Origin of the sequence: Paracoccus benzoatiresistens, assembly GCF_026913015.1 — a bacterium.
GTDB lineage: Bacteria > Pseudomonadota > Alphaproteobacteria > Rhodobacterales > Rhodobacteraceae > Paracoccus > Paracoccus benzoatiresistens.
The window spans coordinates 193229-218502 of record NZ_JAPTYD010000001.1; the positions used below are offsets into that span (position 1 = coordinate 193229).

25 protein-coding genes, 1 tRNA gene and 1 pseudogene are annotated in these 25274 nt (G+C 68.5%); 11 read left to right on the plus strand and 16 right to left on the minus strand.

Annotation, left to right across the window (positions count from 1 at the left end):
• Positions 1-36: 36 nt before the first annotated feature.
• Complete coding sequence (locus OU682_RS00980) at positions 37-687, plus strand: SDR family NAD(P)-dependent oxidoreductase (protein ID WP_268940193.1); 651 nt, start codon at positions 37-39, stop codon at positions 685-687.
• Between the two features lie 55 nt (positions 688-742).
• Here OU682_RS00980 and OU682_RS00985 read toward each other — a convergent pair whose 3' ends face one another.
• From OU682_RS00985 to OU682_RS01005, 5 genes are all read right to left on the minus strand, one after another.
• Complete coding sequence (locus tag OU682_RS00985) at positions 743-2545, minus strand: aminopeptidase P family protein (RefSeq protein ID WP_268940194.1); 1803 nt, start codon at positions 2543-2545, stop codon at positions 743-745.
• Positions 2542-3234: a metal-dependent hydrolase gene (locus tag OU682_RS00990; RefSeq protein ID WP_268940195.1), complete on the minus strand. Its 693-nt coding sequence runs from the start codon at positions 3232-3234 to the stop codon at positions 2542-2544. Before OU682_RS00990 ends, OU682_RS00985 begins: the two co-directional genes overlap by 4 nt.
• Before the next feature lie 62 nt (positions 3235-3296).
• Positions 3297-5033: a single-stranded-DNA-specific exonuclease RecJ gene (recJ, locus tag OU682_RS00995; RefSeq protein ID WP_268940196.1), complete on the minus strand. Its 1737-nt coding sequence runs from the start codon at positions 5031-5033 to the stop codon at positions 3297-3299.
• A 72-nt stretch (positions 5034-5105) separates the two neighbouring features.
• Entirely contained in the window at positions 5106-6071 is a 966-nt protein-coding gene (gene glpX / locus OU682_RS01000; protein ID WP_268940197.1) for a class II fructose-bisphosphatase, read from the minus strand.
• 76 nt (positions 6072-6147) lie between these two features.
• Complete coding sequence (locus OU682_RS01005; RefSeq protein WP_268940198.1) at positions 6148-6399, minus strand: BolA family protein; 252 nt, start codon at positions 6397-6399, stop codon at positions 6148-6150.
• A gap of 92 nt (positions 6400-6491) precedes the next feature.
• On the opposite strand from OU682_RS01005, the gene OU682_RS01010 reads away from it, so the two are divergent.
• Complete coding sequence (locus OU682_RS01010; protein WP_268940199.1) at positions 6492-7118, plus strand: J domain-containing protein; 627 nt, start codon at positions 6492-6494, stop codon at positions 7116-7118.
• Positions 7119-7188: 70 nt separating this feature from the next.
• Here the strand turns inward: OU682_RS01010 and lnt are convergent, their stop codons facing one another.
• Both lnt and OU682_RS01020 read right to left on the minus strand, forming a co-directional pair.
• On the minus strand, positions 7189-8661 hold the full coding sequence (gene lnt, locus OU682_RS01015; protein WP_268940200.1) for an apolipoprotein N-acyltransferase: 1473 nt from the start codon (positions 8659-8661) through the stop codon (positions 7189-7191).
• Positions 8662-9247: 586 nt separating this feature from the next.
• Positions 9248-10702: pseudogene (locus OU682_RS01020) on the minus strand (DEAD/DEAH box helicase); the annotation flags it as partial.
• A gap of 287 nt (positions 10703-10989) precedes the next feature.
• Here OU682_RS01020 and argS point away from each other — a divergent pair.
• From argS to OU682_RS01055, 7 genes are all read left to right on the plus strand, one after another.
• Positions 10990-12732 carry an arginine--tRNA ligase gene (gene argS / locus OU682_RS01025; protein ID WP_268940201.1) on the plus strand — a complete coding sequence of 581 codons (1743 nt, stop codon included), beginning with the start codon at positions 10990-10992 and terminating at the stop codon, positions 12730-12732.
• Between the two features lie 73 nt (positions 12733-12805).
• Positions 12806-13951, plus strand: coding sequence for an SPOR domain-containing protein (locus OU682_RS01030; RefSeq protein WP_268940202.1), 1146 nt, complete (start codon positions 12806-12808; stop codon positions 13949-13951).
• Positions 13951-14937 (plus strand): beta-N-acetylhexosaminidase, encoded by a 987-nt coding sequence (gene nagZ / locus OU682_RS01035; RefSeq protein ID WP_268940203.1) that lies wholly within the window; start codon positions 13951-13953, stop codon positions 14935-14937. Before OU682_RS01030 ends, nagZ begins: the two co-directional genes overlap by 1 nt.
• A gap of 100 nt (positions 14938-15037) precedes the next feature.
• Positions 15038-15823, plus strand: coding sequence for a segregation and condensation protein A (locus OU682_RS01040; RefSeq protein WP_268940380.1), 786 nt, complete (start codon positions 15038-15040; stop codon positions 15821-15823).
• Between the two features lie 53 nt (positions 15824-15876).
• Positions 15877-16476: an SMC-Scp complex subunit ScpB gene (gene scpB, locus OU682_RS01045; RefSeq protein WP_268940381.1), complete on the plus strand. Its 600-nt coding sequence runs from the start codon at positions 15877-15879 to the stop codon at positions 16474-16476.
• A 4-nt stretch (positions 16477-16480) separates the two neighbouring features.
• A complete protein-coding gene (locus OU682_RS01050; RefSeq protein WP_268940204.1) occupies positions 16481-16684 on the plus strand; it encodes a hypothetical protein in 204 nt (67 codons plus the stop codon).
• A 40-nt stretch (positions 16685-16724) separates the two neighbouring features.
• Entirely contained in the window at positions 16725-17825 is a 1101-nt protein-coding gene (locus tag OU682_RS01055) for a THUMP domain-containing class I SAM-dependent RNA methyltransferase (RefSeq protein ID WP_268940205.1), read from the plus strand.
• Positions 17826-17890: 65 nt separating this feature from the next.
• Here OU682_RS01055 and OU682_RS01060 read toward each other — a convergent pair whose 3' ends face one another.
• The 4 genes from OU682_RS01060 to ihfA form a co-directional block, all read right to left on the minus strand.
• Positions 17891-18958: a 2'-deoxycytidine 5'-triphosphate deaminase gene (locus tag OU682_RS01060; protein ID WP_268940206.1), complete on the minus strand. Its 1068-nt coding sequence runs from the start codon at positions 18956-18958 to the stop codon at positions 17891-17893.
• 56 nt (positions 18959-19014) lie between these two features.
• Positions 19015-19092, minus strand: a tRNA-Pro gene (locus tag OU682_RS01065).
• Positions 19093-19171: 79 nt separating this feature from the next.
• A complete protein-coding gene (locus OU682_RS01070; RefSeq protein ID WP_268940207.1) occupies positions 19172-19714 on the minus strand; it encodes a MerR family transcriptional regulator in 543 nt (180 codons plus the stop codon).
• A gap of 15 nt (positions 19715-19729) precedes the next feature.
• Complete coding sequence (gene ihfA, locus OU682_RS01075) at positions 19730-20032, minus strand: integration host factor subunit alpha (RefSeq protein WP_268940208.1); 303 nt, start codon at positions 20030-20032, stop codon at positions 19730-19732.
• A 153-nt stretch (positions 20033-20185) separates the two neighbouring features.
• Between ihfA and OU682_RS01080 the strand changes: the two genes are divergently transcribed.
• Entirely contained in the window at positions 20186-20464 is a 279-nt protein-coding gene (locus OU682_RS01080) for a DksA/TraR family C4-type zinc finger protein (RefSeq protein WP_268940209.1), read from the plus strand.
• A 3-nt stretch (positions 20465-20467) separates the two neighbouring features.
• Here OU682_RS01080 and OU682_RS01085 read toward each other — a convergent pair whose 3' ends face one another.
• The 4 genes from OU682_RS01085 to OU682_RS01100 form a co-directional block, all read right to left on the minus strand.
• Positions 20468-21442, minus strand: a complete 975-nt coding sequence (locus OU682_RS01085; protein ID WP_268940210.1) for a beta-ketoacyl-ACP synthase III — start codon at positions 21440-21442, stop codon at positions 20468-20470.
• On the minus strand, positions 21439-22542 hold the full coding sequence (gene plsX / locus OU682_RS01090) for a phosphate acyltransferase PlsX (RefSeq protein WP_268940211.1): 1104 nt from the start codon (positions 22540-22542) through the stop codon (positions 21439-21441). Before plsX ends, OU682_RS01085 begins: the two co-directional genes overlap by 4 nt.
• Positions 22543-22564: 22 nt before the next feature.
• On the minus strand, positions 22565-22771 hold the full coding sequence (rpmF, locus tag OU682_RS01095) for a 50S ribosomal protein L32 (protein ID WP_167623051.1): 207 nt from the start codon (positions 22769-22771) through the stop codon (positions 22565-22567).
• Positions 22772-23002: 231 nt separating this feature from the next.
• Complete coding sequence (locus OU682_RS01100) at positions 23003-23527, minus strand: YceD family protein (RefSeq protein WP_268940212.1); 525 nt, start codon at positions 23525-23527, stop codon at positions 23003-23005.
• Between the two features lie 148 nt (positions 23528-23675).
• Here OU682_RS01100 and OU682_RS01105 point away from each other — a divergent pair, with 148 nt between their 5' ends.
• Complete coding sequence (locus OU682_RS01105; protein WP_268940213.1) at positions 23676-24125, plus strand: outer membrane protein assembly factor BamE; 450 nt, start codon at positions 23676-23678, stop codon at positions 24123-24125.
• Between the two features lie 31 nt (positions 24126-24156).
• Here the strand turns inward: OU682_RS01105 and OU682_RS01110 are convergent, their stop codons facing one another.
• Positions 24157-25158 (minus strand): serine hydrolase domain-containing protein, encoded by a 1002-nt coding sequence (locus tag OU682_RS01110; RefSeq protein ID WP_268940214.1) that lies wholly within the window; start codon positions 25156-25158, stop codon positions 24157-24159.
• Between the last annotated feature and the right edge of the window lie 116 nt (positions 25159-25274).

The following is a 25274-nucleotide window of genomic DNA, read 5'->3' on the forward strand; positions in this document are numbered from 1 at the left end:
TTGCGAAGGCGCCTTGGCGGTGGCAAGGGGACAACCATGACAGAAGCACCGAAAATCGCGCTGGTAACCGGCGCATCGCGCGGCCTTGGCGCGGCCCTGGCCGAGGATCTGGCCGGGCGCGGCTATCACGTTCTGGCGGTCGCCCGCACCGTCGGCGCGCTTGAGGAACTGGACAACCGCATCCGCCAGGCGGGCGGCAGCGCGACCTTGGCGCCGATGGACGTGGCCGAGGCGCCTGCCATGCAGCAACTGACTGATGCCGTGCTGAACCGCTGGGGCGGGCTGGACCTGTGGGCGCATTGCGCGATCCATGCCGCCCCCCTGGCGCCCGCGCCGCATGTCGATGGCAAGGACTGGGCCAAGTCGGTGCTGGTCAACATGGACGTGACGCGCGGGCTGATCGCCCTGCTTGAGCCGCTGCTGCGCGCGCGGCAGGGCACGGCGCTGTTCTTTGACGACCCCCGGACGGGTCAGAAGTTCTTTGGCGCCTATGGGGCGACAAAGGCGGGCCAGATCGCGATCGCGCGGAGCTGGCAGGCCGAAAGCGCGTCGGTCGGGCCGCGCGTGGTCATCGCCGAGCCTGCGCCGATGCCCACCGCCGTGCGCGCACGGTTCTTTCCGGGCGAGGATCGGGGGGCGCTGACCCCCTGCAAGGCCGAGGCGGCGCGGATCCTGGACGCGCTGTAGGGAGCGTCCCGCGGTGGCCGGGGGCGCTTCGCCCCCCGGTCCCCCAGGGATATTTTCATGAAGAAAGTGGCTTGGTTGCGTGGGTGAGCCAGGCTTGCGTGTCGCTGTCCAAGTGCGGCGACAGCGCCTGCCGGACGCGCGCGTGATAGCTGTCCAGCCAGGCGATCTCGTCACGCGATAGCGCCGCGACATCGATCAGGCGGCGGTCGATGGGGCAGAGCGTCAGCGTCTCGAAGCCCAGCATGGTGCGGCCGGGTTCGGCATCAGCCGGGGTGATCGCGACCAGGTTCTCGATGCGGATACCAAAGGCGTTCTCGCGGTAATAGCCGGGCTCGTTCGACAGGATCATGCCGGCCTCCAGCGGCAGGGTGCTGACGCGGCTGATCCGCACGGGGCCTTCGTGCACGCACAGCGCCGCCCCGACGCCGTGGCCGGTGCCGTGGTCATAGTCCAGCCCCTGTGACCAGAGGTGCTGCCGCGCCAGCGCGTCCAGATGCGCTCCGGCGACGCCTTGGGGAAAGCGCGCCCGGCTGATCGCGATCATGCCGCGCAGCACGGCGGTATAGGGCGCGACGGCATCGGGCAGGGGCGGCCCCAATGGCACGGTGCGGGTGATGTCCGTGGTGCCGTCGCGATACTGGCCGCCCGAGTCGATCAGCAGCACCTCGCCCGCGGTCAGACGGCGGTTGGTGGCACGGGTGACGCGGTAATGGACAATGGCGCCGTTCGGCCCCGCCCCGCAGATCGTGTCGAAGCTGATGTCCGTGATCCCGGCCTCGCGCCTCAGGGCTTCCAGCTTCTCGACCACGTCGATCTCGGTCAACCCGGCCGGGTCTTGCGCGTCAAGCCAGGCCAGCAGCCGTACCATCGCCGCGCCGTCGCGCAGATGAGCGGCCCGCATCCCGTCCAGTTCGGCGGCATTCTTGCGCGCCTTGGGCAGAATCGCGGGGTCGGTCGCCCGTGCGATCTGGGTGTTGGCGCTTTCCAGCAGGCGGAAGGCGGCCTCGGGGGCAGAGGCGGGGTCGATGCGGACCGGGCCTTCCAGATCCAGCAGGGCGGGAGTCAGGCCTTCGGGGTGGAGGATGGCGACCTCGTTGCCCAGATGCGCGCGCAAGGCATCGTCGAACTTGGCGGGGTCGGCGAACAGCGCGACATGGCCGTCGTCGGACAGCACCGCAAAGGACTGCACGACCGGGTTCCTGGGCACGTCGCTGCCGCGGATGTTCAGCAGCCACGATATCGAATCGGGCAGCGTCAGCAGGGTGGCGGCCTGGCCTTCCTTGCGCAGCTCTGCGGCAAGGCGGGCGCGCTTGTCGGCTGCCGTTTCACCTGCAAACGCATCGTCATGGGCGCGTGCCCGGCCCACGGGCGGGGCGGGACGGTCGGTCCAGACCGCGTCCAGCGGATTGTGATCCGTCGCGATCAGGCCGATCCCGCTGTCGGCAAGCGCCTTTTCCAGCGTCTCGATTTCCTGGCGGGTATGCAGCCAGGGATCGAAGCCCACGCGCCCGCCTTCGGGCAGGGCATCCCGCAGCCAGTCCGAGGGCCTGGTCTCGGGCCAGGGGACCGGCGTGAAATGCGCAAGATCGACCTGCGCCTTGACCTGCACGCGATAGCGGCCGTCGATGAAGACGCCCGCGCGGTCAGGCGCCACGACGGCAAAGCCCGCGCTGCCGGTAAAACCCGTCAGCCAGGCCAGACGCGCGTCGGACGGGGCCACGTATTCGCCCTGATGGGCGTCGGCGCGGGGCACGATAAAGCCGTCCAGCCCATCGGCCGCAAGCCGGGCGCGCAGCCCGGCCAGCCGCGCCGGGTGGTCGCTGCAACCTGCGGGATCGTCAAAGGACTGGAAGCTCACAGCGTGATCGCCTTCATGACCTCGGGTTCGAGCACCTGCACGCCCGGCAGCCCATCGATCAGCGCATGCGCGGACTGTTCTAGCAACGGGAAGGTCTTGTAGTGGCAGGGGATCACCGTCCTGAAGTCGAAGTACTTGCGGGCCGCGAAGGCCGCGCGCTTCATGTCCATGGTGAAATGGCCGCCTGCACACAGGATGCCGATGTCGGGCTGGTGGTATTCGCCCATCCAGCCCATGTCCGCCATGATGTCGGTATCGCCCGAGACATAGATGACATGCCCTTCGCCCGCAATCATGTAGCCCGATTCGTGGCCCGCGTAGATCGGCCCGTCCGCCCCATCCAGCGAACTGGAATGGCTGGCGTTCACCATCGTCACCCTGGCCCCGCCCAGATCGACCGTGCCGCCCTTGTTGAAGCCGATGCCTGCGATGTCGTGTTGGGTGATCCAGCTGCTGACCAGGTCATAGATGCCCGCGACGGGGATCTTCAGTTCCTTGGCGATGGCCAGCGTGTCGCCGGAATGATCGCCGTGGCCATGGGTCAGAAGGATATGGGTGGCGCCCTGGATGGCCTCGGCCCGCCGATCCTCGGGAAAGACCGGGTTGCCGGAAATCCAGGGATCGATCAGGATCACGGCATTCTCGATTTCCAGCCGAAAGCCGGAATGTCCAAGCCAGGTCAGTTTCATCGCGGTCTCCTGCCAGTGTCGCGGGCAGGTTAGCGGCGGGGCCGGGCCGTGACCAGACGCGATCAGACCGGCGCCGCGTCCTCAAGCCGCAGGCGCAGGCGTTCGCGCCCGCCCCAGGTGGACAGGTCCAGCTTGCCCGCCAGGTGGAAGCGCCGGCCCCTTGCGCCGATCAGCGCCGGGCCAAGCGGACCCGTCATGGCGCCCCAGGCCACGGCTTCCAGCGCCGGGCCGCCGGCGCTGCGGAAGGACAGGCGCAGGTGGCCGTCGCCCATGGTGCTGGCGCTGTCGATCAGCTGGTCTGCAAAGGCGAAGCGTGGCGCGGGCGCGGCCTGGCCGAAGGGGCCGGCATCCTCGATCTGGCGGAACATCTGGGGCGTGGCGCCCGCGCATTCCATCAAGCCCGAGATGCGCAGGTCCCGCGCGCCGGTCCGCTGCGCCAGGTCGTTGGCGATCAGGTCGGCCAGACGCGCCATGGCGGCGGGGATCATGTCGGCGGCCACGGTCAATCCCGCGGCCATCATGTGCCCGCCGCCCTTGATCAGCAGTCCTTCGGCCGCAAGGCGCTGAATGGCCCGGCCCAGATCGACGCCGGGAACCGACCGGGCCGAGCCCTTGCCGATGCCGTTTTCCACGCCGATCACGACCGAGGGAAGGTCGGTCGCCTCTTTCACGCGCGCGGCGACGATGCCCACGACCCCTGGATGCCAGCCACCGCCCGCCGCCCAGGACAGGCGGGCATCCGCGCGGGCCTCGACCTGGGCCAGGGCCTCGTCGCGGACGGCGGCCTCGATGGCGCGGCGGTCGCGGTTCAGCGCGTCCAGTTCGGCGGCCAGCCGCCCGGCTTCGCGGGGTTCGCGGCAGGACAGGCAGAGCGCGCCCAGATCGGCGCGGCCGACCCGGCCCCCTGCATTGATGCGCGGGCCCAGCAGGAAGCCCAGGTGGAAGGCGCCGGGCGGGCCGTCAAGGCGGGCCACATCGGACAGGGCCACCAGTCCGGGGCGGCGCCTGCGCGCCATGACTGCCAGCCCCTGGCGCACGAAGGCGCGGTTGACGCCGACCAGGGGCGCCACATCGGCCACCGTCGCCAGCGCCACCAGATCCAGCATCGCCATCAGATCCGGCTCGGGCCGGCCCATGCCGCGCAGCAGCCGGCCCGCCTGCACCAGCGTCAGGAACACCACGCCGGCGGCGCAGAGATGCCCCAGCGAGCCATCCTCGTCCGCGCGGTTGGGGTTCACCACCGCCATCGCGGGGGGCAGGGTTTCCCCGCCCAGGTGGTGATCCAGCACGATGATGTCGGTGCCCGCGGCGGCGGCCAGGGCATCGTGGCTCAGGGTGCCGCAGTCGACGCAGACGATCAGGTCGTGACCTGCCGCAAGCGCCGCCATGGCAGGCGCGTTTGGGCCATAGCCTTCGTCGATGCGGTCCGGGATATAAAGCGTCGCGTTCCGCCCCTGGCCGCGAAGCCAGTCCAGCAGCAGGGCTGCCGAACTGCCGCCATCCACGTCGTAATCGGCAAAGATGGCGATGCGTTCGCCATTCACCGCCGCCGCGACCAGCCGTTCCGCCGCAATCTGCATGTCGCGCAAGGACAGCGGATCGGGCAGCAGGTCGCGCAGCCGGGGCGTCAGGAAGCCTTCGGCGCCATCCGCCTCGACCCCGCGGTCGGCCAGGATCCGCGCCACGGGCAAGGGCAGGCCGGTGCGCTGCGCCAGCCCCTCGGCCAGACGGTCGGCGGCGCTGTCCGGGCCGACCCACCGCCGATTCGTCAGCGATTGCTCGATTCCCAGAAATGTCACGCCAGCACCTTCTTCTTCATCCAAATATCCCGGGGGCGCCGCGCGGAGCGCGCGGCGGGGGCAGCGCCCCCCTTACTTGATCGGGTTGCGATAGATCATCCGGCGCACCGAGCCGGTTTTCGAACGCATCAGGATCGTCTCGGTCTGCAGATAGTTCGGCTCTCGCTTCACTCCTGCCACGATCGACCCGTTGGTCACCCCGGTCGCCGCGAAGATCACGTCGCCCGTCACCAGTTGGTCACGCGAATAGATGCGGTCAAGATCGGTGATGCCGGCCTTGCGGGCGCGGCCACGTTCGTCGTCATTGCGGAACAGAAGCTTGCCCCACATCTGCCCGCCCATGCATTTCAGCGCCGAGGCCGCCAGCACGCCTTCGGGCGCGCCTCCCGATCCCATGTACATGTCGATTCCGGTCAGCTCGGCCTCGGCACAGTGGATCACGCCTGCCACGTCGCCATCGGTGATCAGCCGGATCGCCGCGCCGGTGGACCGGACCTCAGCCACCAGATCCTCGTGGCGGGGACGTTCCAGGATGCAGACGGTGATGTCGCTGTCCTCGACGCCGCGCGCCTGCGCCAGGGCGCGCACGCGCTCGGATGGGGTCATGTCCAGGCTGACCACGTCGGTTGGATAGCCTGGCCCGATGGCCAGCTTTTCCATATACACGTCGGGGGCATGCAGCAGCGTGCCGCGCGGCGCCATGGCGATCACGGTCAGCGCGTTCGGCATGTCCTTGGCGGTCAGGGTCGTGCCTTCCAGCGGATCAAGGGCGATATCCACCTCGGGGCCTTCGCCGGTGCCGACCTCTTCGCCGATATACAGCATCGGCGCCTCGTCGCGCTCGCCCTCGCCGATGACCACCACGCCCTTGATGTCCAGCATGTTCAGCTGGTCGCGCATCGCGTTGACGGCGGCCTGGTCGGCGGCCTTCTCGTCGCCGCGACCGATCAGCCGGGCCGAGGCATGGGCCGCAGCCTCGCTGACGCGGGCCAGGCCCAGCGAAAGCATCCGGTCGTTGAAATCCTTGGGCGCGGTCATGTCCATCCTCATTGACGCAGGTGCGCCGGTCTTACGCGCGCCCCTCTGCGGCGGCAAGCCTGACGGCGCTAACGGATCACGCCTCGGACAACTCCAGCGCCAGCGCATGGATGCGCGGAACGATATCGCCCAGGGTCTGGTGAACCAGCCGGTGCCGCTGGACGCGGCCAAGACCCGCAAAGGCAGGGCTGGCCAGGCGGATGCGGAAATGGGTCTGCCCGCCGTCCCGGTATCCTGCATGGCCGCGATGGGCTTCGCTTTCGTCGATCACCTCGATCCGCGTGGGGTTCAGCGCGGCCAGCCGCTGGCGCATTTCATCCGCAATCATCCGGTTTCTCCCATCGGTTTTCCTCGTCAAGACCTTTCATGTCGCGGCGAAAGCCTTAAACTGCCGCCTCCGAGTCGCAAAGGTGCCCCAGGATGAGCAGTAACGATCCGTTCGGCTTCGATATCTCGGCCGCGAAGGACAAGAAACGCAAGACCAAGGGCCGTCGCGGCATGTCCGGCGCCTTTGAAACCTCGACCCGCATCTGCGACAAGCAGGGCTGCAACGAGCCCGGGCAGTATCGCGCGCCGAAGAACCCGCGCAATCTCGATGACTACTTCTGGTTCTGCAAGGACCATGTCCGCGAATACAACGCGAACTGGAACTATTTCCAGGGCCAGTCCGAGGAAGAATTCCAGCAGTTCATCGACAATGCAACCGTCTGGGAGCGCCCGACCAAGCCTTTCGGCCGGGCCGCGCAGGAGGGGAAATGGGCCCGCCATGGCATCAGCGACCCTCTTGAGATCCTGGGCGCCAACGGCACCGCGCCCGAGGCCCGCGCCAAGATCAGCCGCAAGCTGCCGCCGACCGAGCGCAAGGCCCTGGACATCCTGGAAGCCAAGGATACCTGGACCCGCGCCGAGATCCGCAAGCAGTACAAGTCGCTGGTCAAGGATCTGCATCCCGACATGAACGGCGGGGACCGGTCGGACGAGGACCGGCTGGCCGAGGTGGTCTGGGCCTGGGACCAGGTCAAGGACAGCCGGTTCTTCAAGGACTGATGCCGGGCAGGGGGCTGCCGCCCCCGTCCTTCGGACTCCCCCGCGGATATTTGGATGAAGAAGAAGCCCGTCAGCCGCGCTTGCGGCGGATGAGGGCCGCGGCAAGGGCCAGCAGCGTCAGCAGGACAACAGGCGTGTTGCCCCACTTCATCCAAGGCGTTTCGGCCAAGGCCTTGGGCAGGGCGGCGTCGATCTTTCCTTCGACGCCCAGACCCAGCGACTGACGGATGCGGCCATGCGGGTCGATCACCGCGCTGATGCCGGTGTTTGCCGCGCGGATCAGCGGCAGGCCGGATTCGATGGCGCGCAGCCGGGCTTGGGCCAGGTGCTGGTAGGGGCCGGAAAACTGCCCGAACCAGGCGTCGTTCGTGGCCTGCAGCAGCCATTCCGGGCGGCGGCCGAGGCCGCGCAGATGTTGCGGGAAGATCGCCTCGTAGCAGATCAGCGGCTGGAAGGCGGGCGCACCCGGCGCTGACATGAAGGCGGGGCCGGGGCCTGCGGAATAGCCATTGCCCTGCTGGGCCGCGAAGGCGGTGATGCCGATCCGTGCCAGCGCATCTCCCCAGGGAATATATTCCCCGAAGGGGACAAGGTGGAACTTGTCGTAGACCTCGCCAACCGTCGCGTCAGGGTTCAGCGTGACGAGGCTGTTGTAATAGCGGCTGCCATCCCGGCGCTGGATGCCCATGACCAGGGGCGCGCCTGCCGCCTGCGCCATGGCGGGCAGCACCGGGCCTGCATCTTCCAGCAGGAAGTTCACGGCGGTTTCCGGCCAGATCACCAGGTCACGGCGACCGGGAGCCGCTGACAGATCCAGCAGGCGCTGGAAGAAGATCGCGGCCCATTCGGGATCCCATTTCAGGTGCTGCTGGGCATTGGGCTGGACGATGCGGACAGCGGTCTGCGTGTCAGGCGGCAAAGGCTGCGACAGGCGGTTCGTCCCGGCGAGCCAGAGCCCGCCGGTCAGCGCCAGCGCAAGAACAACGGCGGGCACCAGGCGCAGCAGCGAGGGAAGGACGGCCAGGACCAGCGTCATCAGGCTCAGTCCGATCGCACCCGTCCAGGCTGCGGTCTGCGCGACAGGGGTGTCGATCCAGACATGTCCGGTCAGCGACCAGGGCAGGCCAGTGAAGATCCAGCCCCGCAGCCAGTCCGAGAGGACCAGGGCGGAGGCAATGGCCAGCGCGCGGCGGGGGGCGCCGGTCGCGAAGCGCGCCGCCAGTCCTGCCGGTATGGCCCAGAACAGCGCCCCGCCAAGCGCCATCAGGACCAGCGCAAAGGGGGCCATCCAGCCATGGATCTCGGGCTCGACCAGGAAGGGCTCGACGATCCAGTGCATCGACAGGCCGAACCAGCCAAGGCCGCCCGCCAGCAGGGGCCAGAAGGCCCCGCTTGCCCGGGCGGCACGGTGGATCAGCAGAGCCAGTGCCAAGGGCGTGGCAATCCAGAGGCCGAAGGGCGGCAGGCCAAGGGCCGCAACCAGGCCAAGCGCCAGGTCGGCCCCAAGCTGCCGCAGCGGCAGTCGTCCCGTCAGGGCGCGCATCGGCCGGTGATCAGGCGTCCGCGTCGGCGTTCGGCTGGGGCTCGGCGACGGACGCCTCGTCAGCCTTCTTGCGGCGGGTGCGCTTGGGCTTGGGGGCTTCCTCGGCCACGGCCTCGGCGGGTTCCTCGGCCTTCTTGCGCCGGGTCCGCTTGGGTTTCTCGGCAGGCTCGGACGGGGTTTCCGCAGCCTCGACCTCGGCCTTCTTGCGGCGGGTGCGCTTGGGCTTCGGAGCCTCCTCGGCCACCGGCTCGGCGGGGGCTTCCGTGGCGGGCGCCTCGGCCACGGGTTCAGCCACGGCCTCGACCGGGGCTGCCTCAGGCGCTGCGGCCTCGGCCGGGGCCGCTTCAACCGGGACCGCCGAGGGGGCCGGGGCTTCGGCAGGAACGGCTTCGGCCTCAGGCGCCTTGGTCACCGCTTCGGCAACCTCCGTGACAGGCGCCTCGGCGGGGGCCGCGACGTCGGTCCGGGTTTCGGATTTCTTGCGGCGGTTGCGGCTGCGGCGCGGCTTGTCGGCGGGGGCCTGCGCGGGCGCGGGCTCGACGGCCTCGACCGGCTTGTCGGCGCGTTCCCGGCTATCGGCGGCAATGGCGGTCAGGGCCGGGCGCAGTTCGACCAGCATGAATTCCGGGACGTGATCGCCCATGCCGACCACGGCAGGACCGCGATGGTCGTCGCGACGTCCCCGGCGGTCGCGCGACTGGTCGCGGCGGTCGTCCCGCCGGTCGTCGCGGCGATCTTCCCGCTGAACCTCGCGGCGCGGCTCCTCGCGAACGGCTTCGGTTGCGCGGTCCGCCCGCGTTTCGCGGCGCTCCTTGTCGCGTCCCTTGTTCTTGTCGCGACCATTGCGGCGATCGTCGCGACCGGCGTTGCGGTCGGTTTCCGTCAGGGTAAAGTCCTCGGGCAGGGGGGCGCGGGGCAGGGTCTGTTTCACCAGGTTCTCGATAGCCGACAAATACTTATCATCCGCAGGGGTGGCGATGCTGAAGGCGCTGCCCAGGCGTCCGGCGCGGCCGGTGCGGCCGATGCGGTGGACGTAATCCTCGGCATGCGAAGGCAGGTCGAAGTTGAACACATGGCTGACCGCCGGAATGTCCAGACCCCGCGCCGCCACGTCGGATGCGACCAAGAGCTTCAGCTTGCCGTCGCGGAAGCTGTCCAGCGTGCGGGTGCGGTGGCTCTGGTCCAGGTCGCCGTGGATCGGGGCCGCGTCATAGCCGTGCTTGGCCAGCGACTTGGCGACGATGTCCACGTCGGTCTTGCGGTTGCAGAAGATGATGGCGTTCGACAGCTTCTCGCCCTCGGCATCGATCAGGGCGCGCAACAGGTCGCGCTTCTGCTTGGCGGCCAGATCCCGGCGCGAGGGCGTCAGTTCGACCAGCTTCTGGGTGATCGTCTCGCTGGCGGTGGCCTGGCGCGCGACCTCGATCCGTTCGGGGGCGTGCAGGAAGGTGTCGGTGATCCGCTCGATCTCGGGCGCCATGGTGGCGCTGAAGAACAGCGTCTGGCGGGTGAAGGGGGTCAGCTGGAAGATCCGCTCGATATCCGGGATGAAGCCCATGTCGAGCATCCGGTCAGCCTCGTCCACGACCATGATCTGCACGCCGGTCAGCAGAAGCTTTCCGCGTTCGAAATGGTCCAGCAGGCGGCCCGGGGTTGCGATCAGCACGTCCACGCCGCGGTCGATCAGCTTGTCCTGCTCGCCGAAGGACACGCCGCCGATCAGCAGCGCCTTGGTCAGGCGGGTGTGCTTGGCATAGGTGTCGAAGTTCTCGGCCACCTGGGCGGCCAGTTCGCGGGTCGGGCACAGGACCAGAGACCGGGGCATCCGGGCACGCGCCCGGCCACGGCCCAGCAGCGTGATCATCGGCAGCGTGAAGCTGGCGGTCTTGCCGGTGCCGGTCTGCGCGATGCCCAGCACGTCGCGGCCTTCCAGCGCGGGCGGGATGGCGCCGGCCTGGATCGGCGTCGGCACCTCGTATCCCGCCTCGGCGATGGCCTTCAGCACATTGGGGTCAAGCTTCAGATCGGAAAATTTCGTCATTCAGGGGCTTTCCAAGACTTGCGCGCACATGTCCGGCGCGATGCGTTCCATTGCCGCGTTGCCCGGATGGCTGGTGCGGCCTGCAATGGGACGCAAGACTCGCACGCCCCTTCAGCCGGCCCGCCGGATGCGGGCCATGCAGCGACTTAGACCAAGCGGACGGCCACGTCAATGTTTTCACCCGGAAACCTCGCGTAAAAGACCCGTTTCAGGGCCATTCGGGGGCTTTCGGTTGACCAGACACCACCCCAGAAGGTAACCGGCACGCGACACACAGGAAAGCGATAATGAACCTCTTTACCGATCTGCGCGGCGTCGTTCTGGCCGCGCTGGACCAGATGGTGCAGGCGGGCGAACTGCCGCAGGGCCTGGATTTCGCCAATGTGGCCGTGGAACCCCCGCGCGATCCCGCCCATGGCGACATGGCCACCAATGCCGCGATGGTGCTGGCCAAGCCCGCCGGCATGAAGCCGCGCGAGATCGCGGACAGGCTGGCCGCCCGCCTGACCGATCCGCGCGTCAGTGCGGCCGAGGTCGCGGGGCCGGGCTTCCTGAACCTGCGCCTGTCCCCCGCCGTCTGGCAGGGCGTTGTCGGAACCGCCCTTCGCGAGGGCGCGGATTTCGGGCGATCCGCCATGGGCGCGGGCCAAAGGGTCAACGTGGAATTCGTCAGCGCCAATCCCACCGGCCCGATGCATGTGGGCCATGTGCGCGGCGCGGTCTTCGGCGATGCGCTGGCGAACCTGCTGGCGTTCTCGGGCCATGAGGTGACGCGCGAATACTATATCAACGACGGCGGAGCACAGGTCGATGTGCTGGCCCGGTCCGCCTACGAGCGGTACCGCGAGGCGAACGGGCTGGAGCCCGAGATCCGCGAAGGGCTTTATCCCGGCGATTACCTGATCCCGGTGGGCGAGGCGCTGAAGGCGAAATACGGCACGACCCTGCTGGAAAGGCCCGAATCCGACTGGCTGGCCGAGGTGCGCGATTTCGCCACCGACGCGATGATGGCGATGATCCGCGAGGATCTGGCGGCCCTTGGCGTCCGCATGGATGTCTATTCCAGCGAAAAGGCGCTGTACGGCACCGGCCAGATCGAGGCCGCCATCGAGCGTCTTCGGTCGATGGACCTGATCTATCGCGGCGTGCTGGAACCGCCGAAGGGCAAGCTGCCCGAGGATTGGGAAGAGCGCGAGCAACTTCTGTTCCGGTCCACCGCGCATGGCGACGACGTGGACCGGCCGATCCAGAAATCGGACGGCGCCTGGACCTATTTCGCCCCCGACATCGCCTATCACTGGTCGAAGATCGACCGGGGCTTCGACCAGCTGATCGATGTCTTCGGCGCCGACCACGGCGGCTATGTCAAGCGGATGAACGCGGCTGTCGCGGCGCTGTCGAACGGGCGGGTGCCGCTGGACATCAAGCTGATCCAGCTGGTGAAGCTTTTCAAGAACGGCGAGCCCTTCAAGATGTCCAAGCGCGCGGGCACATTCGTCACCCTGCGCGACGTGGTCGAGGAAGCGGGCGCGGACGTGACTCGCTTCATCATGTTGACGCGCAAGAACGACGCGGCGCTGGATTTCGATTTCGCCAAGGTGCTGGAGCAGTCCAAGGACAACCCGGTCTGGTATGTCCAGTATGCCAGCGCGCGGGTTCATTCGGTGCTGCGCCGCGCAACTGATTCGGGCATCGATGTGGGTGATTCGGCCTTGGCGGGTGCGGATCTGACCCGTCTGGCCCATCCGGCGGAACTGGATCTCGCGCGGAAAGTTGCCGAATGGCCGAGGCTTGTCGAACATGCCGCCCGCGCCCATGAGCCGCACCGGATCGCGTTTTTCCTGTATGAAATCGCGTCGGACCTGCATTCGCTGTGGAATCGCGGCAATGACGATACCTCCCTGCGTTTCGTGCAGGATGGCGATCCGGACACGTCGCAAGCGAAAATCGCGCTGGTGCGTGCAGTTGGCGTTGTTATTTCAAGTGGTCTTGCTATCCTTGGGGTCACACCGGTCAAGGAAATGCGCTGAAGTCACAAGGCGCCCCCGCCGGTTGGAACGGGCAGTCAAGTTCAAGCCGGATCAACCGGCAGGCAGGCAGGCTATGGCAGTGATGGATTTCCGCGAAGGCGGCTATGTGTTCTCGCGTCACAAGGTGAAGCGCGAATTCTCGTATGACGGGGCCGGCTGGGACGACCAGCAGGAGGACCGGGCACAGTTCGGGCCGGACGGGCAGGGGGGCGACAGCCTGACGACCCGCTTCGCGCGGCTGACGCATTACCTGGGCGCGGTCGCCTCGGTGGCGCTGATGGTCGGGCTGATGGTCTGGGGCTGGCAGCTGGTGTCGCGCGACGTGTCGGGCGTTCCGGTGATCCGCGCCATCGTGGGCGACGCCCGCACCGCGCCGACCGAACCCGGCGGAGAGCTGACCAACTATACCGGCTATGCCGTCAACAACGTGGCCGAGGGGGTCGAGCATCAGCCCGCCCAGCAGGTCGCCATCGCCCCGGCCCCCGTGGGCCTCTCGGACGAGGACGTCGCCATGGGCCAGCTGGGCGCCACCGCCCGCGAGCCCGCCACCACCTCCGAGGTTCCGCTGAGCTTTGCGGGCGAGCCCATCGTGCCGCTGTCCGACAGCGAGGCCCGCGCCCTTGCCGAAGCCCAGGCCGCAGCCGAGGCGCAGCGCCTGGCCATGGCCGACAGCGCGGTCCAGGACGCCGCGATCAGCGACGCCCCGGCCAGCGAGGGCCCGGTGAACGAGGCGCTGACCGATGAAAACGGCGCCCCCGCCCAAGGCGCCGCCATCACCGAGGCCCTGGTCCAAGCGCAGGCCGAGGCCAATCCAGGCGTGCTGACCGCCTCGACCCGGCCCGCGCCGCGTCCGCGCAGCACGCGCGTCGCCTCGGCCGGGACCACCGCGACCGATGCCCGCCCCGTGGCACCCGAGGCGCGCCCTGCCGAAGCGCCCGAAACGCGTCCCGAAGCCGCGCCCGCGCCGGTCTCCTCGGCCAGCGGCCCGCAGGTGCAGCTTGGCGCCTTTGACAGCGATAGCATCGCGGCCAGGGAGTGGAACCGGCTGATGAACAAACATGTCGTCTTCGGCGGCAAGCAGCAGGTGATCCAGCAGCACAAGTCGAACGGCCGCACCTTCTGGCGCCTGCGCGTCGCGGGCTTTGATTCGCTGTCCGAAGCACGCCAGTTCTGCGCCGCGCTGAAATCGGCCGGCACGGACTGCCTTGCCCTGAACTGATGGCCGCCAATGCCACGATCCTGGGCGGCATTGCCGGGGCCGAACTGACCGCGGCAGAGCGGGACTTCTTCCGCGCCGCCGACCCTTGGGGCTTTATCCTGTTCGGCCGCAATGTCGAAAGCCCCAACCAGCTGCGCCGCCTGACCGGCGACCTGCGCGAAGCCTTGGGCCGCGACGCGGTCATCACCGTCGATCAGGAAGGTGGCCGGGTGCAGCGCCTGCGCGCTCCGCACTGGACCGACTGGCCCGAACCGCTGGACCAGGCGCCCGCCGGGCCGCGCGCCATGTGGCTGCGCTATCACCTGATCGGGCGGGAACTGCGCGCGGTTGGCATCGACAGCAACTGCGCGCCCACCCTGGATGTGGCGCATGCCGACACGCATCCCTTTCTGCGCAGCCGCTGCCTGGGATCGGATCCCGATGCGGTTGCCACGCTCGGCCGGGCGGCTGCCGACGGGATGCTGGCCGCGGGCGTGTTGCCGGTGATGAAGCACATGCCGGGCCATGGCCGCGCCGTGGCCGACAGCCACCACGACCTGCCCGCCGTTGCCGCGCCCGAAGCCGAGCTGGACGCCATCGATTTTGCCCCGTTCCGCGCGTTGAACGACCTGCCGATGGGCATGACCGCGCACATCCGCTTCACCGCCCTAGATGAATCTCCTGCCACGGCATCCCCGCGGATGATCGGCGTGATCCGCGACCGGATTGGCTTTGACGGGCTGCTGATGACCGACGACATCACCATGAAGGCGCTGTCGGGGACCGAGGCCGAACGCGCGCGCGCCTCGATCGCGGCGGGCTGCGATCTGGTGCTGCATTGCAACGGCACCATCGCCAGCATGGAGCCGGTGGTGGCCGCAGCGGGGACCATGTCGCCAGGTGCGCAGCGCCGCGCCGAGGCCGCCCTGGCACGGCGCCAGCCGCCGCAGGACCTGGACCCCGCCGCGCTGATGGCCGAATGGCGCGGTCTGACCCGCACGGCTTGACACGGCCCCGGCTTCGGCAGACCCTGCCTGCCTTGCGACAGCCCGAGGCCCCGTGACACCGGCAGACATTCCCTATTTGCGCCCCGTTCCCGACACGTCGGTGCCCGATGCGAAGCCCGACCCCGTCGCGCAGCGCCGCGCGGAAGAAGCCCTGATCGTCGATGTCGAGGGATATGAAGGCCCGTTGGATCTGCTGCTGACGCTGGCGCGGACGCAGAAGGTGGACCTGATGCGGATCTCGGTCCTGCATCTGGCCGAGCAGTACCTGGCATTCGTGGAGCAGGCCCGCGCGCTGCGGATCGAGCTGGCCGCCGACTACCTGGTCATGGCCGCCTGGCTGGCCTTTTTGAAATCCCGCCTCCTGCTGCCTCCCGACCCCGAGGCCGAGGGCCCCTCGGCCGAGGACATGGCCGCCCACCTGGCCTTTCAGCTGGAACGCTTGCAGGCGATGCGGCAGGCGGCGGCGCAACTGATGGGGCGCGACCGGCTGGGGATCAGCCGGTTTCCACGCGGCACGCCGGAAGCCGTGGCCAGAAAGCGGCGGACGGAATGGCAGGCGGGGCTGATCGACCTGATGCGTGCCTATGCCCGGCTGAAGACGCGCAGCGAATTCCGCCCTTATGCCTTCGACCGGCAGGACGTGTTCACCATGGAACAGGCGCTTGACCGGCTGCGCGGCATGATCGGATATGTCGGCGACTGGACCGATCTCGCCGATTTCCTGCCCGAGGGCTGGGGCGCCAAGGGCACGCGCCGCCGCTCGGCCACGGCGGCGACCTTTGCCGCAACGCTGGAACTTGCGCGCCAGGGCAGGATCGAGATACGGCAGCCGGGTGCCTTCGCGCCCATCAGCTTTCGCCGCAAACCCGAGACCGAGCAGCCGTGACCGATCCCGCACCCCATTCCGATGCCCTGCCGTCCCTGGCGGAGCAGGAACGCATGGTCGAGGCGATCCTGTTCGCATCGAGCCGGCCCGTGACGGTGCGCGACTTGGCCGAGCGCCTGCCTGCCGGCTGCGACCCGGCCGAGGCCCTGGCGGGGCTGCGCCGGGCCTATGCCGGGCGCGGCGTGGTGCTGGAGCGGATCGGCGACGGTTATGCCTTCCGCACGGCGCCTGATCTGTCCTTCCTGCTGCAGACCGAAACGGTGGAACAGCGCCGCTTGTCGCGCGCGGCCATCGAGACGCTGGCGATCATTGCCTATCACCAGCCCGTCACCCGGGCCGAGATCGAGGAAATCCGCGGCGTGGCGGTCAGTCGCGGCACGCTGGACCAGCTGATCGAGATGGAGTGGGTGCGCATCGGCCGCCGCCGGATGACCCCCGGCCGCCCCGCGACATTCGTGGTGACCGAAACCTTCCTGGACCATTTCGGCCTGGAATCGGCGCGCGACCTGCCGGGGCTTGCCGAACTGCGCGCGGCGGGGCTGCTGGAATCGCGCCCGCCTGTCGAAGGCTTGCGCGTCCCTCTTGCCCTGCGCGACGAGGATGACGATATCGCTGCGACCCCTCCCCCGGAGGATTTGTTCGAGGACGACTGACCGCATGAGCCTGAACCAGATCATCAACATGCTGACCCGCATGGTCACCCGCCGCGCCCTGAACTGGGGCATCAACAAGAGCATCGACCGGGTGGCGAAATCCGGGGGCAAGCCCGCGAAGGTCTCGGCCAAGCAGGCCAGGGACATGCGCACGGCGGTCAAGCGCGCCCGCCAGGCTGCCCGGCTGACCCGCCGCATCGGGCGCTGACGCTCTCGCCTTTGGCGCGCGGCCGGGCTAGGGCTGCGCGATGGATGACCGATTCGAGATCTTTCTGGTGGCAACGCCAGGGCTGGAAACGCCGCTGGCCGCCGAGGCTGCCGCCCTGGGCTGGCAGCCGGCGGTGCAGCCGGGCGGCGTGACCATCACCGGCGGCTGGCCCGATGTCTGGCGCGCGAACCTGTGGCTGCGCGGCGCCACGCGGGTGCTGGCGCGCGTGGGCAGCTTTCGCGCGCTGCATCTGGCGCAACTGGACAAGCGGGCGCGGAAGTTCCCTTGGGCCACGGTCCTGCGGCGGGACGTGCCGGTCCGGGTGGAAACCACCTGCAAGGCCAGCCGCATCTATCACGCGGGCGCGGCCACGCAGCGCATCGAGCGCGCCATCGCCGAGGAACTGGGCGCCCCCCTTGCGCCTGACGCCGCCCTGGTCGTCAAGGTGCGGATCGAGGATGACCTCGTCACCATCAGCCTGGATACGACCGGCGAGTCGCTCCACAAGCGCGGCCACAAGGAAGCGGTCGCCAAGGCCCCGATGCGCGAAACCATGGCCGCGATGTTCCTGCGCGAGATGGGCTTCGATGGCAGCCAGCCGGTGTTGGATCCGATGTGCGGATCGGGCACCTTCGTGATCGAGGCCGCCGAGATCGCCACCGGCCTTGCCCCGGGCCGCAGCCGCAGCTTCGGCTTCCAGCAGCTTGCCAGCTTCGATGCGACGGCATGGGAGGCCATGCGCGCCTTTGCCGCGCCGCCCGCGACACCCGCGCAGTTCTTCGGCAGCGACCGCGACGCAGGCGCCATCCGCATGAGCCAGCAGAATGCCGAACGGTCAGGGGTGGCGGCGCTGACCCGCTTCGACTGCCGGGCCATTGGCGACCTGCAGCGCCCCGACTGCCCGCCGGGCATCATCATCGTGAACCCGCCCTATGGCGCCCGGATCGGCAACAAGGGTCCGCTGTTTGGGCTGCACGCCGCCATGGGGCAGGTGTTCCGCGAGCGTTTTGCAGGCTGGCGCGTGGGGATCGTGACCAGCGAGGGTGCCTTGGCCAAGGCCACCCAGTTGCCGGTGGAATCCGGGCCGATCGTTGCGCATGGCGGGCTGAAGGTGCGGCTGTGGCGGACGGGTCCGCTGTAGCCCCAAGGCCGGGGGCGCTTCGCCCCCCGGACCCCCCGGGGATATTTGGACCAGCGTGAACCGCCTCAGCGGAACTGCTTGGCGAGCTTCAGGCCCTGGCCCTGATAGTTCGACTTGATCCCCGCGCCATACAGCCGCTCGGGCTGCGCGGCCATGCGTTCATAGACCAGCCGGCCCACGACCTGCCCGTGTTCCAGCACGAATGGCGCCTCGTGGCAGCGCACCTCGAGAACGCCGCGGGCGCCGGTGCCGGCCTCTCCGATGCCGAAGCCGGGGTCGAAGAAGCCCGCATAATGGACGCGGAATTCGCCCACCATGGCCAGATAGGGGGCCATCTCGGCCGCATAGTCGGCTGGGATCGCCACCGATTCGCGGCTGACAAGAATGTAGAAGGCGCCCGGATCCAGGATCAGGCTGCCGTCGGTCGTGTGCAGTTCGTCCCAGAAATCGCGCGCATCATAGGCGCCGATCCGGTCCAGGTCGATCACGCCGCTGTGCGGCCGGGCGCGATAGCCGACCAGATCCCCGGCGGCGGGTTTCAGATCGACCGAAAAGCCCAGGCCGTTGTCGATTAGCGCCTCTCCGCCCACCAGGGGTTCGCGGGCATTCAGGTCGCGCAGTTCCCCGTCCGACAGCACCGCCTGGCCCTGGCGCAGGCGAAGCTGGTTCAGCCGCATCCCGGGGCGCACCAGCACTGAAAAGCTGCGCGGGCAGATTTCGGCATAAAGCGGGCCGTCATAACCTTCCGGCAGGCGGTCGAATTCCGTGCCGCCATCGGCCACCAGCCGGGTCAGCAGATCCAGCCGTCCGGTCGAGGATTTGGCATTGGCGACCGCCGTGATGCCGGCGGGCAGGGCCACGCGCTCCATCAGGGGGACCAGGTAAACGCAGCCGCGTTCCAGCACCGCGCCGCCGGTCAGGTCCATCTGGTGCATCTGCAGATCGGCCAGGCGGTCCATCACCCGCTGCCCGCGCCCGGCCAGGAAGCTGGCGCGCAGGCGATAGGCGGTGGTGCCCAGTCGCAGGTCCAGCGATGCGGGCTGCACCTGTTCGGGAATGATCGCCGTATCGGCCGCAATCACGCCGGACCGGATCAGCCCGCGGATGCCGCTGTCGGGAAGAACGCCATTCATGCAGGTTCCTTTCATGCGAAAACGCCCACCCCGGAAAGGGATGGGCGTTTTCGAAATGGTCGGGCCGGCGAGATTCGAACTCGCGGCCTTCCGCCCCCCAGACGGACGCGCTAACCAGACTGCGCCACGGCCCGACGCGCACCGTATAGAGCGATCCGGCAGCGCTGCACAAGGGCCGCAATGCGGAAATCTGCGTGCTTGTTGCAGGAGATGTCAGCAAATCCGCGCAAGGGCGTCGCGCAGCTGCGCCAGCGCCGCCCGATGACGGGGCGCGGCGGCATCCGCGGGGCGCAGGTCGCGCAAACGCGCGTTCAGCGCCACGACATTGCCCAGCCATCCGGTCAGCGGCGTCTTGCCCAATGGCGAACGCCGGCGGCGATGGCGCGACCGTGGCGCATGAAGGGGCGCCGCTTCGACCTCGTCCTCGTCCTCGATGATGTCGGTTTCCGGCAGGGGTGCGGTCACATCGACAAGATCGGCCAGTCGCGCCTGTCCGCGTTCGCGCACGGAGGCCCCGCGGTCACGGGCCAGAAGCTTCTTGGCGCCACGGATCGTCAGCCCTTCGTCGCGCAGGACGGTGCAAAGGCCTGCGGCCAGGCGCACATCGTCGGGCCGGTAATAGCGCCGCCCATCTGGGCGCTTCATCGGCTTCAGCAGCGAAAACTGCGTTTCCCAATAGCGCAGCACATGAGGAGCAACGCCCAGCAGCCTTGCAACCTCACCAATCGACCGGAATGCGTCTGCGCCCTTTGTCATTCAGTCCGGACCGCCCTAGCCCTTGTTCCCGGCCGCCACGCGTTCCTTCATCAGATGCGAGGGGCGGAAGGACAGCACGCGGCGGGGGGTGATCGGCACTTCCTCGCCCGTCTTGGGATTGCGGCCGATGCGTTCGTTCTTGTCGCGCAGGCTGAAGGTGCCAAAGGAGGATATCTTCACCTGCTCGCCCTTCACCAGCGCGTTCGAGATATGCTCAAGAACCGATTCGACCAGCTGGGCGGATTCGTGACGTGACAGGCCGACGTCGCGAAAGACGGCCTCTGCGAGATCCATCCGAGTCAGCGTCTTGTCACTCATGATTTTTCCCCTTTGATTTCACCAGATTGGTGGCAATTCTTCCGCCTGTCAACGAGAAGCGCGTTCTTTCGTTCCGCCAAGGGCGGCCAGATCGCCCATTCGTTGCAAAAGCCGAGTGAAATCCTATCTTCCTGTTGCAGCAGGAAGAGTGCGATGGCCGGAGGATGGGCCCGCGACGACGCGGTCAACGATCAGATCGAGATCAGCACGGCCGAGGCCGTGGCCCGCGCGCGGCTTCGCGCGGGTCGGAAGCCAGTGAGCGTCGAAAGCGCCATCGCCTGCATCGACTGCGACGAGCCGATCCCCGAGGCACGGCGCCGCGCCGTTCCCGGCGTGCAACTCTGCGTGGATTGCCAGTCGGGCCGCGACAAGGCCCAACGACCCGTGGCGGGCATCAACCGGCGCGGCAGCAAGGATTCGCAGCTGAAATAGGGCCTACCAGCGCAGGACGACCGAACCCCAGCTGAGGCCGCCGCCGATGGCCTCGGTCACGATCACGTCGCCTTCGCGGAACCGGCCCTGGCTGTCGGCGACCGACAGCGCCAGCGGAATGGATGCGGCCGAGGTGTTGCCGTGATCGGCCACCGTCAGGACCACCTTGTCCATCGGCAGGCCCATCTTCTGGGCGGTGGCGGTGATGATCCGCGCATTGGCCTGGTGGGGGACCAGCCAGTCCACCTGGGCAGGGGTCAGCCCGGCCTTGTCCAGCGCGACATGCGCGGTCTTGGCCAGCTTCTCGACCGCGTGGCGGAAGACCAGGTTTCCCTGCATCCGCAACTGCCCCGCCGTCCCGGTGGTCCCGACGCCGCCATCGACATAAAGCAGGTCGCGATATTGCCCGTCGCTGTTGAGGTCGCTGGCAAGGATTCCCCGGTCGCCGGCCGTCCCGTCGCCGTTCTGCCCTTCCAGCACCACGGCGCCCGCGCCATCTCCGAACAGCACGCAGGTGCCACGGTCCGACCAGTCCATGATGCGCGAAAAGGTTTCGGACCCGATGACAAGGACGCGCCGGGCCATGCCGCCGCGAATCATCGCGTCCGCATTGGCGAGCGCAAAGACGAAGCCCGCGCAGACGGCCTGAACGTCATAGGCGAAGCCATGCGTCATCCCCAGGCCATGCTGGATCATCGTGGCCGAGGCGGGGAAGGTGAAGTCCGGCGTCGAGGTCGCCAGCACGATCCCGTCGATGTCGTCGGGCTTGAGGCCGGCCTTGTCCAGCGCCGCGCGCGCAGCCCGCAGGCCCATGTCGCTGGTCGCCTGGCCTTCGGCCGCGAAATGCCGCCGCTCGATCCCGGTGCGGGTGCGGATCCATTCGTCGCTGGTGTCCAGCCGTTCCTCGAACCAGCTGTTCTCGACCACACGCTCGGGCAGGTAGTGGCCGGTGCCACGGATGACGGAGCGCAGGGTCACGATGCGGCCTCGGCGCCAGAAGCGGTTGCCACGGCGGCCTGCGCCACGCGCGCGGCCAGCCGGTCCTGGAAGCCCGACTTGGCCAGCGTGAAGGCCAGCTTGATCGCCGCCGACACGCCCGTCGCATCCGCCGAGCCGTGGGATTTCACAACGGTGCCGTTCAGGCCCAGGAAAATGCCGCCATTTACGCGGCGCGGGTCGATGCGCGTCTGCAGGCGCTTGAGGGAGGTCATCGCCAGCAGGGCGGCAAACTTGGACATGATCGAATTCGCAAAAGCGTCCTTCAGAAGGGTGCCGACCAACTTGGCCGTGCCCTCGCCGGTCTTCAAGGCGATGTTGCCGGTGAAGCCGTCGGTGACGATCACATCCACGCGTGCCGAGGGCAGGTCGCCGCCTTCGACGAAGCCGACATAGTCGAACCTGCCCGCATCGGCGGCGGCGATGATCAGGTCCTGGGCCTGCTTCAGCTCGGCCCGGCCCTTGTGTTCCTCGGTCCCGACATTCAGCAGGCCGACACGGGGCTGCGCCAGGCCAAGGCCGTTGCGGGCGTAGGAGGCGCCCATCAGCGCATATTGCAGAAGGTCATGGGCGTCGGCGCGGATATCGGCGCCCACGTCCAGCATGATGTTGAAGCCCTGCGGGTTCAGCGAGGGCCACAGGCAGGCGATCGCGGGGCGGTTCACGCCCGGCAGCTTGCGCAGGCGCAGCATCGACAGCGCCATCAGAGCGCCGGTATTGCCGCAACTGACGGCAGCGCCCGCCTCGCCCGACTTGACCGATTCGAGGGCCGACCACATCGAGGTGCCGTCGCCCTTGCGCACGATCTGGCTGGGCTTGTCGTCCATGGTGACGACGCCGCCGGCGTGGCGGATGTCGCAGCGCCCGGCAAGGGCCTTCTTACGGCCGACAAGGCGGCGAAGCTCTGCCTCGTCGCCATGCACGATGAACCGGATTTCCGGGTTCTTGGCCGCGCTTTCGGCCATGCCGGCGACAACCGCCGCAGGGCCGCGATCACCGCCCATGGCATCGACCGATATCACCACGCTGCCCCCGGGGCCGGGGGCGGGCGCTGCAGGATTGGTCACGTCACGGTCGGTCATCTGGCGCGGATGCCAAGCCCGATCAGGCCGCGTCGTCGTCCAGGTCGATCTCGTTCGCCTGCGCGACGACTTCGCGGTCGGCGTAATGGCCGCAGGACGGGCAGACGTGGTGAGGACGCTTCAGCTCGCCGCAGTTCGAGCATTCGTTCGGGTTGCCGGCGACCAGGGCATCGTGGGCGCGGCGCATGTTCCGGCGGGACCGGGTAACGCGATTCTGAGGGACAGCCATGTCTCAACCTCGGGTTTGGCGGGGTGCGACGCGCAGGCGTCTTGCGCACCCTGGGGTGTGAATTCGTAAATGAACCGCGCAGATACGCCATGACGGTCCTGCCCGCAACCCCTTGCGTCGGGGCAGGCAGGGCTAATTGCACCGGGGACGCAGTTTCCGCCGGCGTCAAGCACAGCCCGGCTGGGGAATTCCCGCCGATGTGGCGCGGGCACCACGCCTGCCAGAATCGCCCTAGCCCTCGTCCCGCTTGCGCAGCAGCTTGTCCAGCCCCTCGAAGGGGCGGCGGGTGTCGGGGGCGGGCTCGTCAGGGGCGGCGTCCAGCGATGCGCCCTCGGCGCGCGGGTATTCCGGCAGGGCCAGGGCCAGTTCCTCGATCATCACGGCGGCCAGGTCGATGAACTGGCCCAGGTGCTCCAGCGTGTCGTCCGGCATCTCGACCTCGTCGCCCTCGGGCGTGGCGACGTGGGGCGAATAGTGGCGCTCGATTTCTTCGTCCAGGGTGGTTGCGACAGGCTTCAGGGTCAGCACGCAGGGCTGGGTGACGCGGGCGCGCAGCCGGCCGGTCAGCGCCCAGGCATCGCCGCCCTCGGCCCGGATCTCGCCGGTGAAGCTCAGCTTCGAGAGCGCCGAAATGCCAAGCTCGGCGGCAATGGCGGCGCACCGGCCGGCATCGGGCGTCAGGGAAAAGGGTGTCGGCACGCGCGGGTTCAGGTGGGCAACGCGAAGGCGTTCCAGTTGCGGAGAAGGGCTGGTCATGGCGGGCCTCGGGGGGGTGATGCCGGCGCGGTTTGCCGCCGGTGTGATCGGCGGCAAACCCGCGACGGGATTGTCATTCTTGAGCGCGGTGTCCGAGTTTGCTAAGCGGGGCGGGCCGCGTCAACAGCCCGAGCGAAGGAAAGACGGAATGAAAGCCATCAGGACTGCGTGGATTGTGGCTTTCGTGGCCGTTCTTGGCCTTGCCTCCTGCGCACCGGTCTATCGCAACCACGGCTTCATCCCGGCGTCCGAGGATTTGTCGCAGCTTGTCGTCGGCCAGACCACCGTGGACGAGCTGCAGGGCCTGATCGGCCGCCCCTCGGCGCAGGGCCTGCTGACCGGGTCGGGCTGGTACTACGTGGGCTCGCGCTGGCGCCATTACGGCGCGCTGGAGCCGCGCGAGATCAGCCGGGAGGTCGTGGCCGTGTCCTTTGCCCCCAGTGGCGTGGTGACCAATGTCGAACGCTTCGGGCTGGAGCGGGGCCGCGTCGTCGTGCTGTCGCGCCGCGTGACCGAGGGCAGCGTGACCGAAATCTCGCTGATCGGCCAGCTTCTGGGCAACCTGGGCAACTTCCAGGCGGGCGACTTCATCGACTGACGGGGCTTTGGGGTGCGTGCAGGCGCGCACCCTATGCCAGCATCTGCACGATCCGGTCCGCCAGCATGTGCAGGTCGTTGCGGTATCCCGTCCGCGCCGAAGGCTGGTCGGGGTCCGAGGTGATGGCGATGGCCACGGCTGGCTGGCGGCGGGTCGCCGGAAAGACATAGATCATCTGCCCGCCATAGCCCCAGCCGTACCGGACATCGCGCCCGCTGGCCTGGCCGATGAACCAGCCATATCCATAACCCTGCCCGCTGAAGATCGACGATGTTCGCGACTGCCAGCTCTGCCTGATCCAGTCGGCGGGCACGACCTGCTGCCCGCCCGCGCGCCCCTCGTCGGCATAGAGCGCGCCAAAGGCCAGCAGGGACCGCGTGCTCATCGCCATCTGGTTGCCGCCCAGGTAGATGCCCTGGGGATCGCGTTCCCAGCCGGTGATCCTGAAGCCGGGAACGGCGCCCAGCCAGTCGCGCGCCAGAACCAGCGTGGACCGGCCCGTCACCCGCGTCAGGATGGCCGATACCAGATGCGTCGAGGCCGTCGAATACTGCATCCGCCCGCCCGGATCCTGGGTGAAGGGCGCGGACAGGGCGGCACGGACCCAGTTGCGGCTGCTGACCCAGGCCCCGTAATTCGCGCCGGATTGCCGCTCCAGCCCCGCCTGCATCGACAGCAGGTTGCCAAGCGTCACCGTGGCAAGCCGCGGGTCCGGGTCGGCGGGCAGGTCGTCGCGCAGGATCGGCGCGACCTTCTGGTCGGGGCCTTGCAGATCGCCCTTGGCGATGGCGATGCCGGCGAGGGCCGAGATGATCGACTTGGATGCAGACTTGATGTTTGTCGGATCGTCCGGGGTAAAGCCGTGATAGCCGCGGGCGGCGATTTCCCTGCCATCGGACCAGACGGCGACGGCGCGCAGGTTTTCCAGCCGTGCGGCGTCGTCCAGGATCGGGGTCAGAGCCGCCTGCGCCAAGGCGGGCGCGGCAAGCAGAGGGGAAAGGCCGGCAGTCAGCAGAAGGGCGCGTCGGTTCATGGACTTTATATGTGCGCGCCCGTTGCCCTTGGGGAATCACGCTTGCGTCAGCTTGGGCTTGCCGGGCGGGCCTGGCGCAACTAGGGCAGGGCCGTGCCCGTTTTCGCCGCAAGAGG

What these genes read in the sequence shown, in the direction of transcription:
- OU682_RS00990 (WP_268940195.1), bottom strand. Translation starts at nt 3,234, where the DNA reads ATGAAACTGACCTGGCTTGGACATTCCGGCTTTCGGCTGGAAATCGAG.
- glpX (WP_268940197.1), bottom strand. Translation starts at nt 6,071, where the DNA reads ATGACCGCGCCCAAGGATTTCAACGACCGGATGCTTTCGCTGGGCCTG.
- OU682_RS01055 (WP_268940205.1), top strand. Translation starts at nt 16,725, where the DNA reads ATGGATGACCGATTCGAGATCTTTCTGGTGGCAACGCCAGGGCTGGAA.
- OU682_RS01100 (WP_268940212.1), bottom strand. Translation starts at nt 23,527, where the DNA reads ATGACCAGCCCTTCTCCGCAACTGGAACGCCTTCGCGTTGCCCACCTG.
- OU682_RS01105 (WP_268940213.1), top strand. Translation starts at nt 23,676, where the DNA reads ATGAAAGCCATCAGGACTGCGTGGATTGTGGCTTTCGTGGCCGTTCTT.
- OU682_RS01110 (WP_268940214.1), bottom strand. Translation starts at nt 25,158, where the DNA reads ATGAACCGACGCGCCCTTCTGCTGACTGCCGGCCTTTCCCCTCTGCTT.
- OU682_RS00980 (WP_268940193.1), top strand. Translation starts at nt 37, where the DNA reads ATGACAGAAGCACCGAAAATCGCGCTGGTAACCGGCGCATCGCGCGGC.
- plsX (WP_268940211.1), bottom strand. Translation starts at nt 22,542, where the DNA reads ATGACCGACCGTGACGTGACCAATCCTGCAGCGCCCGCCCCCGGCCCC.
- OU682_RS01010 (WP_268940199.1), top strand. Translation starts at nt 6,492, where the DNA reads ATGAGCAGTAACGATCCGTTCGGCTTCGATATCTCGGCCGCGAAGGAC.
- OU682_RS01070 (WP_268940207.1), bottom strand. Translation starts at nt 19,714, where the DNA reads ATGACAAAGGGCGCAGACGCATTCCGGTCGATTGGTGAGGTTGCAAGG.
- OU682_RS01050 (WP_268940204.1), top strand. Translation starts at nt 16,481, where the DNA reads ATGAGCCTGAACCAGATCATCAACATGCTGACCCGCATGGTCACCCGC.
- nagZ (WP_268940203.1), top strand. Translation starts at nt 13,951, where the DNA reads ATGGCCGCCAATGCCACGATCCTGGGCGGCATTGCCGGGGCCGAACTG.
- rpmF (WP_167623051.1), bottom strand. Translation starts at nt 22,771, where the DNA reads ATGGCTGTCCCTCAGAATCGCGTTACCCGGTCCCGCCGGAACATGCGC.
- OU682_RS01030 (WP_268940202.1), top strand. Translation starts at nt 12,806, where the DNA reads ATGGCAGTGATGGATTTCCGCGAAGGCGGCTATGTGTTCTCGCGTCAC.
- scpB (WP_268940381.1), top strand. Translation starts at nt 15,877, where the DNA reads ATGGTCGAGGCGATCCTGTTCGCATCGAGCCGGCCCGTGACGGTGCGC.
- lnt (WP_268940200.1), bottom strand. Translation starts at nt 8,661, where the DNA reads ATGCGCGCCCTGACGGGACGACTGCCGCTGCGGCAGCTTGGGGCCGAC.
- OU682_RS01060 (WP_268940206.1), bottom strand. Translation starts at nt 18,958, where the DNA reads ATGAATGGCGTTCTTCCCGACAGCGGCATCCGCGGGCTGATCCGGTCC.
- ihfA (WP_268940208.1), bottom strand. Translation starts at nt 20,032, where the DNA reads ATGAGTGACAAGACGCTGACTCGGATGGATCTCGCAGAGGCCGTCTTT.
- argS (WP_268940201.1), top strand. Translation starts at nt 10,990, where the DNA reads ATGAACCTCTTTACCGATCTGCGCGGCGTCGTTCTGGCCGCGCTGGAC.
- OU682_RS01080 (WP_268940209.1), top strand. Translation starts at nt 20,186, where the DNA reads ATGGCCGGAGGATGGGCCCGCGACGACGCGGTCAACGATCAGATCGAG.
- OU682_RS01005 (WP_268940198.1), bottom strand. Translation starts at nt 6,399, where the DNA reads ATGATTGCGGATGAAATGCGCCAGCGGCTGGCCGCGCTGAACCCCACG.